10 protein-coding genes are annotated in these 13,369 nt (G+C 63.2%); 8 read left to right on the forward strand and 2 right to left on the reverse strand.

All coding sequences use genetic code 11. The annotated features are described in order from the left end of the window. The first annotated feature begins 12 nt into the window (after positions 1-12). The 8 genes from HX805_RS19870 to HX805_RS19905 all read left to right on the forward strand — a co-directional run bounded on the left by HX805_RS19870 (position 13) and on the right by HX805_RS19905 (position 10,370). Positions 13-861, forward strand: a complete 849-nt coding sequence (locus HX805_RS19870; RefSeq protein WP_003218225.1) for an ABC transporter permease — start codon at positions 13-15, stop codon at positions 859-861. A 216-nt stretch (positions 862-1,077) separates the two neighbouring features. Next, positions 1,078-1,998, forward strand: a complete 921-nt coding sequence (locus HX805_RS19875; protein ID WP_177040678.1) for a LysR family transcriptional regulator — start codon at positions 1,078-1,080, stop codon at positions 1,996-1,998. Positions 1,999-2,227: 229 nt separating this feature from the next. Then, entirely contained in the window at positions 2,228-3,763 is a 1,536-nt protein-coding gene (locus HX805_RS19880; RefSeq protein ID WP_102367852.1) for an MFS transporter, read from the forward strand. A 26-nt stretch (positions 3,764-3,789) separates the two neighbouring features. Then, positions 3,790-4,848 carry an HlyD family secretion protein gene (locus HX805_RS19885; RefSeq protein WP_003218219.1) on the forward strand — a complete coding sequence of 353 codons (1,059 nt, stop codon included), beginning with the start codon at positions 3,790-3,792 and terminating at the stop codon, positions 4,846-4,848. Beyond that, the gene (locus HX805_RS19890) at positions 4,845-6,287 is read left to right on the forward strand and encodes an efflux transporter outer membrane subunit (RefSeq protein WP_177081711.1); all 1,443 of its coding nucleotides are present in this window, start codon (positions 4,845-4,847) and stop codon (positions 6,285-6,287) included. The genes HX805_RS19885 and HX805_RS19890 overlap by 4 nt, the downstream gene beginning before the upstream one ends. Positions 6,288-6,360: 73 nt before the next feature. Then, on the forward strand, positions 6,361-6,870 hold the full coding sequence (locus HX805_RS19895) for a sigma-70 family RNA polymerase sigma factor (protein ID WP_008433639.1): 510 nt from the start codon (positions 6,361-6,363) through the stop codon (positions 6,868-6,870). Then, entirely contained in the window at positions 6,867-7,823 is a 957-nt protein-coding gene (locus HX805_RS19900; protein WP_177081710.1) for a FecR domain-containing protein, read from the forward strand. The genes HX805_RS19895 and HX805_RS19900 overlap by 4 nt, the downstream gene beginning before the upstream one ends. 93 nt (positions 7,824-7,916) lie before the next feature. Next, a complete protein-coding gene (locus HX805_RS19905; RefSeq protein WP_177081709.1) occupies positions 7,917-10,370 on the forward strand; it encodes a TonB-dependent siderophore receptor in 2,454 nt (817 codons plus the stop codon). 62 nt (positions 10,371-10,432) lie between these two features. Here HX805_RS19905 and HX805_RS19910 read toward each other — a convergent pair whose 3' ends face one another. After that, entirely contained in the window at positions 10,433-11,137 is a 705-nt protein-coding gene (locus HX805_RS19910; protein WP_008433644.1) for a DUF3142 domain-containing protein, read from the reverse strand. Positions 11,138-11,140: 3 nt separating this feature from the next. Next, positions 11,141-13,303: an outer membrane assembly lipoprotein YfiO gene (locus tag HX805_RS19915; protein WP_177117225.1), complete on the reverse strand. Its 2,163-nt coding sequence runs from the start codon at positions 13,301-13,303 to the stop codon at positions 11,141-11,143. Between the last annotated feature and the right edge of the window lie 66 nt (positions 13,304-13,369).

Raw genomic sequence — 13,369 nt, forward strand, 5'->3', positions numbered from 1 at the left:
AGGGCTTGCACCATGCGCCAGGAATATGAAATCACTCTCGAACCGTTGCCCGGTGTACGCGTAGAGCGCGAGTTGCCGTGGCGCCAGCGCCTGTGGCAACAAGGCTGGCTGCGTAAAAGCCTGATCCTGATCGTGCTTGCGATCCTCTGGGAAGCGGCTGCCCGTTATCAGAACAATGACCTGCTGCTGCCGAGCTTCCTGCAGACACTGAGCGCGTTCTACGACGGCATGGCCAGTGGCGAGTTGTTGAGCAAGGTCAGTATCTCGCTGGTGGTGCTGATCAAGGGTTACCTGATCGGCATTGTGCTGGCGTTTGCCCTGACCACGCTTGCGGTGTCGACCCAACTGGGGCGTGACCTGCTGAGCACCCTGACCTCGATGTTCAACCCGTTGCCGGCGATTGCCCTGCTGCCGCTGGCGCTGTTGTGGTTTGGCCTGGGGCAGAACAGCCTGATCTTCGTGCTGGTGCATTCAGTGTTGTGGGCGCTGGCGCTCAACACCTATTCAGGGTTCCTCGGTGTCTCCGAAACCCTGCGCATGGCCGGTCGAAATTATGGCCTCAAGGGTATGCGCTTCGTGTTGTTCATCCTGATCCCGGCTGCGCTGCCGTCGATTCTCGCCGGGCTGAAAATCGGCTGGGCGTTCGCCTGGCGCACGTTGATCGCTGCCGAGTTGGTGTTCGGTGCTACCAGCGGCAAAGGCGGTTTGGGTTGGTACATCTTCCAGAACCGTAACGAGCTGTACACCGACAAAGTGTTTGCCGGCCTGGCGGTGGTGATCCTGATCGGGCTGCTGGTGGAGAACCTGGTGTTCGACACCCTGGAGCGGGTCACCGTGAAGCGCTGGGGCATGCAACGCTGACTGAAACACCAACCCGGACTGAAACACCAACCCTGTGGCGAGGGAGCTTGCTCCCGCTGGGCCGCGAAGCGGCCCCAATAACATCACCGCGTTCTTTCAGAAAAGTCTCGATTGCAAATTTTGGGGCTGCTTCGCAGCCCAGCGGGAGCAAGCTCCCTCACCACAGTCTGCTACGATTGCGCCAAGTTCACTCCCAACCCATCACGAGTGCTTGGCATGCAATTACCGGACATGAACCTGCTGGTCGCCCTCGACGCCTTGCTCGACGAGGGCAGTGTGGTAGGTGCCGCGCGGCGGATGAACCTGAGCCCGGCCGCCATGAGTCGCACCCTCACGCGTATCCGCGAGGCAGTGGGCGATCCGATCCTGGTGCGCGCCGGTCGCGGCCTGGTACCGACGCCCAAGGCCCTGGAGCTACAGGGCCAGGTGCGCAGCGTGGTGGAGCAGGCGGCGCTGCTGTTCCGCTCGGCGGACGAAGTGGACCTGCGCACCCTGCGCCGGCGCTTCAGCGTGCGGGCCAATGACTTTTTCGTCGGAGTGTATGGCGGTCGGCTGTTCGACACCATGGAACGCATGGCACCGCTGTGCGAACTGCGCTTCGTGCCGGAAGGCGACACCGATGACGAGGCCCTGCGTGAAGGCCGTCTCGACCTGCGGGTGGGCAACACCATGCCGATCACTCCGGAAGTGAAGGTGCAGAACCTGTTCACCACCACCTTCGTCGGCCTGGCACGGGAAGGGCACCCGTTGTTCGATGGAGAAATCACCGCCGAACGGTTTGCCAGCTATTCCCATATCAGCATCTCCCGCCGCGGCATTGCCCGGGGGCCCATCGACACCGCCCTCAACGCCCAGGGGCTGGAACGCCGAGTCGCGATGATCGCCCCGGGGTTTCACGGCGCGATGTTCATGCTGCCGGACTCCGACCTGATCCTGCCGGTGCCCAAGGAAGCGCTCTACAGCGCCAATCGCCTGAAGCTGCCGTTGCGAGCCTTCACCCTGCCGATCTCCCTGCCGACCCTGGTGCTGACCCAGGCCTGGCACCCGCGCTTCGACAAAGACCCGGCCCATAAGTGGCTGCGCGAGACCATGCGCGAATGCTGCGAGGCGACGTGGCGGGAAGCGCAGCCCAAGTGAGTCGCAATTGAGCCCGGTCAATGTGGGAGCTGGCTTGCCTGCGATGCGGGCGACACGGTTTTTCAGGCATAGCGAGGTGATGCCATCGCGGGCAAGCCCGGCTCCCACAGAGATCGCCTACATTTTGATCATTGCGTCTGGTGCACTTATAAGCTTCCTATAAGTCACTTTTTGTCATGTCTAAGCCTTATTAAACTGCTCGGGTATTTCCTATTCCGAGTTGTAGTTCATGACGTCCCTCGCTGCTCCCGCACCCCTGGCCGCAGCCAAACCGACCGCTATTACCCCGCCCGTTTTCGGCCCGCGCATCATCATCGGCCTGGTGGGCGTATTGCTTGCGGTACTGGTGTCCGGCCTCAACGAGATGGTGACCAAAGTCGCTCTCGCCGATATTCGTGGTGCGATGTACATCGGCTTCGACGAAGGCACCTGGCTGGTGGCTGCCTACACCGCCACCTCTGTCTCGGCGATGGCCTTTGCACCCTGGTGTTCGGTGACGTTCTCTCTGCGCCGTTTCACTCTCTGCGCCATCGGCCTGTTCACCGTGCTTGGCGTGCTGTGCCCGTTCGCACCGAACTACGAAAGCCTGCTGATCCTGCGCACCGTGCAAGGCCTGGCCGGTGGCGCCTTGCCGCCGATGCTGATGACCGTGGCCCTGCGGTTCCTGCCGGCCAACGTCAAGCTGTACGGCCTGGCCGGCTATGCCCTCACGGCCACTTTCGGCCCCAGCCTCGGCACACCGCTGGCGGCCATGTGGACCGAATACGTCGGCTGGCAATGGGCGTTCTGGCAGATTGTCGGGCCGTGCCTGCTGGCCATGGCGGCCGTGGCCTACGGCTTGCCCCAGGACCCGCTGCGCCTGGAGCGCTTCAAGCAGTTCAACTGGCGTGGCCTGCTGCTGGGCTTCCCGGCGATCTGCATGCTGGTGATCGGCCTGTTGCAGGGCAATCGGCTGGACTGGTTCGAGTCGCCGCTGATTACCTCATTGTTGATCGGCGGCCTGGTGTTGCTGGTGCTGTTCATGATCAACGAGTGGTCGCACCCGATGCCGTTTTTCAAGTTGCAGATGCTTGGGCTGCGCAACCTGTCGTTCGCGCTGATTGTGCTCGCCGGGGTGCTGATCGTGCTGCTGGCGGTGACCATCATTCCGTCCAGCTACCTGGCCCAGGTGCAAGGCTACCGCCCGCTGCAAACTGCACCGGTGATGCTGATCATGGCGCTGCCGCAGTTGATCGCACTGCCGTTGGTGGCGGCGTTGTGCAACTTGCGCTGGGTCGATTGCCGCTGGGTATTGGGCATTGGCTTGAGCATGTTGATCCTGTCCTGCGTGGGCGGGGCGCAACTCACGTCGGCATGGATTCGCGATGATTTCTACGTGCTGCAACTGCTGCAAATCTTCGGGCAACCGATGGCGGTGTTGCCGCTGCTGATGCTCTCCACCGGCAGCATCACGCCCCAGGACGGGCCTTTCGCCTCAGCGTGGTTCAACACCGTGAAAGGCCTGGCTGCCGTGGTCGCCACCGGCGTGCTCGATGCCCTGACCACACACCGCCTGCATTTCCACTCGACCATGCTGGTGGACAGCCTGGGCAACTCGCCCCTGGCCGACAGCGATGCCGCCGGCCTTGCCCATCGGCTGCACGAGCAGGCCGTGGTGCTCACCTCTTCGGATCTCTACTACGTCATGGCCGGTGTCGCGGCGGCGTTAATCCTGCTGATTTTCTGGATGCCGACGCGGATTTATCCGCCCCGCGCGCCGACTTGATTGCTCACTGAGCCAAAGGGATTGTTATGAAACGCAAAGACAAAATCGCTGTAACCGTCATCACCGTGTTTGCCGTAGGTGTGCTGGTTTACCTGCTGGCGCCGGGTGTGTTCGGCAGCAAACGCCAGAGCACCAACGACGCCTTCGTCGCCGCTGACTACACCCTGGTGGCGCCGCGTGTGGCCGGCTTCATCAAGGAAGTGCTGGTGGAAGACAACCAGCGGGTCAAGGCCGGGCAGTTGCTGGCGCTGATCGATGACCGTGACTTCCGCGCCGCTGCCCAGGCGGCCGATGCCGATACGCTGGTGGCCCAGGCGCAGCTGAAAAATGCCACGGCAACCCTGGAGCGCCAAAGCTCGGTGATCGCCCAGGCCCAGGCGACTGTGGCGGCGGATCGCGCCGAAGTGGCGTTTGCCGAACACGAACTGAACCGCTACAACCACCTCGCGGGTGTAGGCGCCGGCACCGTGCAGAACGCCCAGCAAGCCAAGACGCGTATTGACCAGGCCACCGCACGCCTGGCGAATGCCACGGCGGTGCTGGCCGCTGAACGCAAGCAGGTGGAAATCCTCAGCGCCCAGCGTGATGCGGCAGAGGGCGGCCTGAAACGTGCCCAGGCCGCACTGGAAATGGCCAGCTATCAGCTGTCGTACACCCGCATCGTCGCGCCGGTGGACGGCATGGTCGGCGAGCGCGCGGTGCGGGTCGGCGCCTATGTGACGCCGGGCAGCAAGATCCTCGCCGTGGTACCGCTGGCCGAGGCCTACGTGGTGGCCAACTTCCAGGAGACCCAGTTGTCCCACATGCACGCTGGCCAAACGGTGGACGTGAAGGTCGACAGCCTCGACGGCGAAGTGCTCAAGGGCCACCTCGAAAGCCTGGCGCCAGCTACCGGCGTGACATTTGCCTCGGTCAAACCCGACAACGCCACCGGCAACTTCACCAAGGTGGTGCAGCGTATTCCGGTAAAAATCATCCTGGAGCCCGGCCAGGCGTTGACCGAGCGCCTGCGGGTCGGCATGTCGGTGGAAGCCAGCGTCGACACCCACGCCGCCGCCCAGCAACGTGAGGTGGCGCAGCAATGAGACGCCTTGCCTGGTTAACCTTGAGCCTGCTCACCCTGAGTGCCTGCACCGTCGGCCCGGACTTCCAGCGCCCGCAGAATCCAGTCGGCCAATGGACCGAGCCCCATGGCCGGCAAGCCGCCAGCCACGCGGTCAACGACCCGCTGGAAGAGCGCTGGTGGGAAGTGTTCCACGACGCGCAGCTCACCGCGCTTACCCATCGCGCGCTGACCGATAACCTTGACCTGAAACTCGCCAGCAGCCGCCTGCAACAAAGCCGCGCGGCGCGCCAGGTGATCACCGCCGAGCGCTACCCGACCGTCAACGCCACCGGCGATTACCTGCGTCAGCGCAACAGCGCCGATGGCTTGAGCGATGCCTCGGGCAAGAACGGCCGCTCGGCGTTCAACCAGTGGGACATGGGTTTCTCCGCCGCCTGGGAACTGGACTTCTGGGGCCGGGTAAAACGCGAAACCGAAGCCGCCGACGCCACCCTGCAAGTCGCCGAAAACGACCGCCGCGCGGTGCTGTTGTCGGTGCTGGCGGAAACCGCCCAGGACTACATCCAACTGCGCGGCGTGCAAAACACCCGCGCCGTCACCGAGCAAAACCTCGAGGTGGCGCGCCACAGCCTGAAGCTCTCGCAACTGCGCCTGGCCGATGGTGTCGCCACTGACCTGGACGTAGCCGAAGCCGCTGCTCAAGTGGCCGCCATCGAGGCGCGCCTGCCGGATTTGCAGCAACGCCAGGACCAGTTGATCAACGCCCTGAGCCTGCTGATGGGCGAACCGCCACAAGCCTTGTACGCCGAGCTGTCCAAGGACGCTGCGGTGCCGCAAACCCAACGCCAGGTCGCCATCGGCCTGCCGTCGCAACTGGCCGAGCGCCGCCCGGATATCCGCCAGGCCGAAGCTCGCTTGCATGCGGCCACCGCCTCCATTGGTGTGGCCAAGGGCGACTTCTACCCGCGCATCACCCTGTCTGGCAGCGTGGGCTCCCAGGCGTTGCAGCTGGCGGATTTCGGCTCGTGGAGTTCGCGTGCATTCGCCTTCGGCCCGCAACTGAGCTTGCCGATTTTCAACGGTGGCCGGTTGCAAGGCATGCTCGATCTGCGCGAAGCCCAGCAACAGGAGGCGGCCCTGGCCTACCAGCAGACCGTGCTGCGGGCCTGGCATGAAATCGACGATCAACTGACCCGCTACAACGCCAGCCAACTGCGGCGCGACAGCCTCGCCGAAGCCGTGCGGCAGAACCAGATCGCCCTCAGCACCGCGCAGCATCAATACGTCGAAGGCGTGGTGGATTTCGTCAACGTACTGACCGTGCAAAGTGCGTTGCTGGCGACCCAGGAGCAGTGGGTGGAAAGCTCCACCAGTGTGTCCCTGGCCATGGTCGGGTTGTACAAGGCATTGGGTGGGGGCTGGGAGTCGGTGTACCCGTTGCAGACCGCCGGACGCTGAATGACAAAGAACTTTGCCAGCCGTGCAACATGGTGTAATGATAATTGCTCTCAATAACGTATCCGAGCTTTTCATGGACACCGCGACTGACGGCCGGCAACAGCTTCATCTCCTGTATCGCGACCATCATGGCTGGCTGCAAGGCTGGCTGCGCAAACGCCTGGGGGATCGCGAACACGCCGCCGATGTGGCGCAGGACACCTTCCTGCGCTTACTGGTATCGGGGCGCTTTCCCGGTGACAAGGAAAGCCGCAGCTACCTGACGCAGATCGCCCGCAACCTGGTGATTGATCAATGGCGACGCCTGCGCATCGAGCGTGCCTACCTGGAAAGCATTGCCCACCTGCCGGAGCCCGAATCCCCGTCCCTGGAAACCCGCGCACTGATCCTCGAAACCCTGATGCAGATCGACGCCATGCTCGACCGCATGCCCGACAACGTGCGCCGCGCATTTCTGTTGTCGCAGTTCGAAGGGCTGAGCTACGCACAGATCGCCGAGCGCCTGGAGGTCACTGTCAGCTCGGTGCAGAAGTACATGACCCGGGCGATTCTCGCCTGCTACCAGGTCGTCTACGAAGAATGAGAACCCCGCACGAAGCGCCGATTGCCCCGGCCATTGTCGAGCAAGCCAGCGAGTGGTTGATGCTGCAATGGGGCGGCGAGATGGACGGCGATCAGCGCCAGGCCTTCGTGCGCTGGCAGGAGGCCGATCCGGAACACCGGCGCGCCTGGAAGCGCTTGCAGCAGTTACAGCAAACCCTCGGCGGTGTGCCTGTCGACAGTGCCCGCGCGGTGTTACGCGATACACCAGACACCCAACGCCGTGCCGCCTTGAAACTGCTCGGGCTGTTGCTGGTGGCCGGTGGCAGCGGCTATCTGGTGCAAAGCAGCCAGCCCTGGCAGGCGGCGTTTGCCGAATACCGCACCGCCACCGGCGAGATTCGTCACCTGACCTTGAGCGATGGCACACGCCTGGACCTCAACAGCAACAGCGCGGTCGACTTGCGCTTCAGCGCCAGTGAGCGGCGTATCCGCCTGATACGTGGCGAGATGCTGTTGACCAGTGGCCACGACCCGTCCCGGCCATTGATCGTCGAAACCCCGGCCGGAGATGTGCAGGCCTTGGGCACCCGGTTTGCCGTGCGTGAAGTGGACGATGGCAGCCGCGTCGACCTGTATGAAGGACGTGTGCAGGTACGTCCGGTGCGCGGTGCGGCGGTGCAGATGAATGCCGGGGACAGCCTGTGGTTCAGCGCCAGCCGGACTTCGACGCTGGTGCCGGTGGATGCCAATGCCAGCAGTTGGACCGAGAACCGCTTGATCGCCGAGCGCCAGCCGCTGGGGCAGTTCGTTGCCGAGTTGAGCCGTTATCGCCCGGGGCTGTTGCGCTGCGATGCGGCAGTGGCCGGCTTGCTGTTGACCGGCGTGTTTCCGCTGAATGACACCGACGCGATTCTCCACGCGCTTGAGCGTTCGTTGCCGGTGCAGGTACAGGCGGTGACGCGCTATTGGGTCACGATCAAGGCGCGGGGCTAAAAAATTTTTTGCCTACGGCTTGTCGGTTTTCCAACCCCGTCCGGGATACCTCTTGAAAGCCAATCAAGAAGCGTTCTCACGGGGAGCCCTGCAATGTCGCACCACCCAATCCAACCCCTGGCCCGCGCCCTGCGCCGTGGCCTGTTTGTCAGTCTGCTGGCGACGGCGCCTGTGGTGCCGAGCGTGGTCCAGGCCCAGGAGAGTGCTGAAGCCCTGCGCCAATACAACATTGCGGCGGGCAACCTCGACCAGGCCTTGAACCAGTTCGCCAGCGCCTCGGGGATTCTGTTGTCGGTGGACGCCTTGCTGACCCAAGGCAAGCGCAGCGCCGGCTTGCAGGGCCGCTACGCCACCGGGCCAGGGTTGGAGCGTTTGTTGGCCGGCAGCGGATTGGTCGCGGTGCAATCCCAGGGCGGCTGGTCATTGCAGGCCCTGCCCGCGAGCGGCGCGCTGCAACTCGGTGCGACGCAGATCAGTGGTCAACAGGATCAGGAAACGGCCTGGGGCCCGGTCGACGGCATCGTTGCCAAGCGCAGCGCCACCGGGAGCAAGACCGATTCGGCGCTGGTGGAAATCCCCCAGACCATCAACGTCATCACCGCCGCCGAGATCAAGGCGCGGGGCGCGCAAAGCGTTACCCAGGCGTTGCTCTATACACCGGGCATGACGGCCGGCGGTTTTTCCGATCGGGTCAAACTGTTTGATGAGCCTACTTCCCGTGGCTTTACGCCGACGCCGCTGTACCTCGACGGTTTGCACTTGCCCTACGGCGGCGGAAGCACCGGCGGTGCTTTGCAGATCGAGCCCTATTCCCTGGAGCGCATCGAAGTGCTCAAGGGGCCGGCCTCGGTCTTGTACGGGCAGAACCAACCGGGTGGCATCGTCAACATGGTCAGTAAGCGCCCCAGCGAAACCCCGGTGCATCAAGTGGTGCTGGAGGCCGGCACCTACGAGCACAAAAGCGCCGCCATCGACCTCGGAGGACCGCTGGATGAGCAGGGCGAGTTTCTCTATCGCCTCACCGGCCTGGCCAAGGACGAACAGGGCGAGATCAACTACGTCGAGAACAAACGCCAGTTCATCGCTCCCAGCCTGACCTGGCAGCCCAACGACGACACGCGCCTGACCGTGTTCGCCCAGTACCAGAAAGACAAAGGCGTGCCCGAGGCCCAGGGGTTGCCCGCGTCCGGGACGATCTGGGACAACCCCAACGGCAAGATCAAGCGTGATGTGTTCATCGGTGAGCCAGGCGTCAACCAGTACAACCGCGAGCAGTACGTGTTGGGCTATGAGGTGTCCCATCGCCTGAACGACACCTGGACCCTCAAGCAAAACGCTCGCTACGCCGAAGTGGACGACCGCTACACCGCACCGTTGCACGGCTACAGATTTGTGCCCAACCCGGTAACCGGCGTGCAAGACCAACGCTATCTGCAACGCTTCGGTGTGGACTGGTCGCAGCACAACAAAGTATTCGGTGTGGATAGCATCGCCCAGGCGGAGTTCGACACCGGCGCCCTGTCCCACACGTTGATCGTTGGCCTGGATTACTACCACTTCAACTCGCAATTCCACGGCCTGTACGATCGTAATCCGCCGGTGATCGACCTGTTCAAGCCGGTCTATGGCCAGCGGCTGAATTTCGGCCAGCCTTATCGCTGGGACCGCACCGTGACCCAGACCGGCTTGTACGTGCAGGACCAGATCAAATTGGACAAGTGGGCGCTGGTCCTTGGCGGGCGCTACGACTGGGCCAACGTGGTCAACAAGGAACCACTGGCCGACACCCGCACCAGCAGCAAAGACCAGGCGTTCACCGGCCGGGCCGGTCTGGTGTACCTGTTCGATAATGGCCTGGCGCCGTTTGTCAGCTACTCCGAATCCTTCCTGCCGCTGTCGGGCACCGATATCAGCGGCAAACCATTTGACCCCTCTACCGGCAACCAGTACGAAGTCGGCCTGAAATACCAGCCGCCGGGCCAGAAGAGTTTTGTGCAGGTTTCGGTCTATCAACTGGATCAGAAAAACGTGCTGACCACCAACCCGGTAGACACCACCTTCAGCACCCAGAGCGGTGCCATGCGCTCACGTGGCGTGGAGCTGGAAGCCAAGGCGTCCCTCAGCGATGCCTGGGACGTGGTCGCGTCAGCGGCGCGCAATGACATCAAGTACACCAAGGACAACGACGGTCGTCAGGGCCGGCATCCGGCCGGCATTGCGCCGCTTACCGCTTCGGTCTGGGTCAACTACACCGTCCTTGGCGACACACCCCTGGCCGGTGTTGGCGCAGGATTGGGCGCGCGTTACGTTCGCAGCAGCTTTGGTGATTACTACGCAGGGGCGTTCAGCATTCCGTCCTATACCGTCTACGACGCCAGCCTGAGCTACGACCTGGGCCGCTCGGCGTTCAAGCTCAAAGGCGTGAAGCTGGCAATGAACGTGCAGAACCTCACCAACAAGACCTACGTGTCGCAGTGCACCAGTGACCTGGATTGTTACTACGGGGAAGGGCGCACGGTGGTGTCGAGCTTGACTTATGACTGGTAGATACCGGTCATTCGCGGGCGTTTTTTAGCCCTGAGTGCCCACAGTCCAAGGACCGTGGGCACTCAGGGATTCTGCAAAAACACCACATACCCGCGAAACCACTCACTCCCCTTCAAATACCCCGGCTCCTCCCATGCCCCACCCTGAATCAACCCAATCTTGAACGGCACCCCCAACCGGTTCATGCGTGGCAGATACGCCGCGTAGTCCGGGATGCTGTGGCGGCCCTGGTAGGTCTGCACCACCACTTCATCAATCACGCCCTTGAGTTGTGCGATGGCGGCCGGGTCGGCGTTGCTGCTCCAGTCCATCAGCCCGGTGATGCTCAGGCGTAGATCCTTGGGCAAGCGTTGGCGCAGGTCGCGCAGGAAATCCGCGTATTCGTCGAGGTATTGCGTGCGCGCATCGAAGTCGATCTGGATGCCCACCACCGGGTTGCCCGCATCCCGCCAGCGTTGCACCTGGCCGAGCATCTGGCTGTACACCGACTCGGGCCAGTGCAGGGTGTGGGCGCGGTACACCACCCAGATTTCACCCTGGGTGATGCGCGGCACACTCATGCCCTGGGCGATGAATTGCACGCCACGCCGGGGCGCGCGGCGGGTCGAGTTGATCTGGCCCTGGAGGATGTACAGGGTTTTCGCCTGCTTGAGCACCGGCTGCGGCGCGACGCCGCTCCACAGCCAGAACGCGTCATGGTCGCGGGCGTCCACCGCGCCGAAGGCCGGGCTTGCCAGCAGGAGCAGGGCCAGCCAGAAACGCTTCACGGCTTACCAGTAGTACTGCAGCGACTTGCCCCACTGGGTGTCGGCGAACCCGGTTTTCAACTGGCGGAACCAGCCTTTGCGCACGTTCTTGTCGACGTCCTCGCCACCGCAACTGTTGTAGCCCGAAGGTCCGTAGCAGTTGATGGCACGAAACAGCGCGTAGGCCTTGTCGTTTCGCGGTGCCTTGGGATTGCCGATCACCCGCTTGTAGCCCTCCAGTCGCGAGAAGGTTTCACCCTTGAAGGGCGAGGCGGTACTGCCCAGGCTGCCGGCGGAGCGCGCTTGTTCCAGGGGCATGCCGTCCAGGCCGTTACGCAGGACGAATTCCCCCAGGCAGTTCAGGCCCTGCGGGTTTTTCGGATCGGCCTGCAAGGTGCTGGCGATTTGCGCGATGCTCGGGCAGGTGTAGCCGGACTCGGCCTTGTCACCGTTCCACTGGAACAGTCTCAACGACTGGCCGCCGCTGTAGACGTAGCCCAGGCTGGTGCCGAGCTTGTCATCGGGAACCGAGGCGGGCAGTTGCTTGAGGTCCTCGGCAAAGGTCTCGAACTGGCCGCGCAGCAGGTCTTTATAGAGCAGCGTGAATTGCGCAGTCTGGCGCTCTACCGGGTCTTCGGCATGGGCAAGCTGTTGGCGCAGCAGGTCGGGACCGGCGACGTTGCGCAGCAGGATATAGCGCACCTGCTTGGCACTGATCGGCGAATCGGCGGCGAATACCTTGGCCAGCTGGCCGCTGCGTTCGTAGTTCATCGCCAATGCCAGCTCCAGCTGGTCACGTTGCAACGGTTGCTTGGTCAGCGGCAGCAGTTGCAGCCACAGCGCTTCGGCGGCTTTCCAGTCTTCCTTGGCTTCCAGCGCGAGGCCACGCAGGGTCTGTTGGCTGAAAGCGAAGTAGTCGAGATTCGACGGCACGTCTTGCGGCAGCAGCTTCAAGGCACGGTCGGGCTGATGCTCGACGTTCAGGGCAAACGCCGCCTGCACGTAGGCATACAGCGCGGGCTCCTGCGCGAACACCGCTTTTTGTGCATCGAGCGCTTCACGCGTGAGCTTCGGCGGCTCACCGGCACGCATCCACATCAGGTCGTTGAGGGCCAGGATCAGCGGGTTGCCCACAGGTGCCGTGGTGCTGGTCAGCAGCTTGGTGTCGGCTTCCTGCACCAGTTCATCCAGCGACACGTTGCGCTGGGCATCGGTGGCCTGGGTCAGTTGCCAGGCAAAGTCGTCCGCCAGTTTGTCGGGGTTGGGCGCCAGCCAGTGCACCCGGCGCAACAGGCCACGGGCGGAGGCGGCGTATTCGCCCTGTGGATAAGTTTTCAGGTAGTCGTTGAAAGCGCTTTCGGCCCGTTGCAGGGCAGACTTATCCACATGCTCAAGCGACGGTGTGCCGTATTCATCGAAGGCATTTTGCTGGGCGTCGTTCAGCGCGGTGCGGGCGGTCATGTACAGCGCTGTTTCCTTCAGCCAGGGCAGCGAGCTGCTCGTCAGCCCGGCAAAACCTTTTTGCGCATCGCTGAAGCGTCCGCTGTAAAAGTCCCCGGCGGCTTTCAGGTAGGTGAGCAATGCCTGGCCGTCTGCCGATTTGATTTGGTCGGCCTCGCCTGCCGCTACGCCGTCCGAGGAACAACTGCCGAGCATCTGCAGCCGCAGCTTGGCCAGTAACTGGCGCTCGGCCTGCGGTACATCGGCCTTCACCACCTGGCTGATAAACGCGGCGGCACTGTCATCGGCGTTGCTGCGGCAGCGGCTGCCTTCGCCGGAAAGGAAGGCTTCACCGGCGGTCTTGGCGTCGTCGCGCGTGATCCCCAGCGGGCTGAGCAGTGCATCCAGTTCGGCGGTGCGCGAGTCGTCGGGTTTGTTGTCGGGCTCATCCGCAGCCGGCATAAGCCGATACACCGGAAAGGGCACCGGGCCAAATCCTTCGGACACGTCCTGCTCGCCCAAGGCATTCGGCGCCAGCGGCATGACGTTTTTGTCCGCCAGCAACAGCCGCAGGTTGACCCGGCTGTCATTGCCGGGGCTCAGGAAGGGCAGGTTGCTGCACACGTCCAGGCTGTTGCGCGACACCCGCCAATCCGGGTAGCAAGAGTCATCGCCGCTGGCGTGGGCCTGGAGGGGAAGGGTGGCGAGCAATGCCAGTGCCAGGGGTGACAGAAGACCGATGCGCATGAAATGTCCTTGATCCTGAATCCATGGAAGGCAGCAATCATAGCGTGATCCGATGAAAGCGTCGGA

Origin of the sequence: Pseudomonas sp. G5001 (genome assembly GCF_013385475.1) — a bacterium.
In the GTDB taxonomy this organism is placed as follows: Bacteria; Pseudomonadota; Gammaproteobacteria; order Pseudomonadales; family Pseudomonadaceae; genus Aquipseudomonas.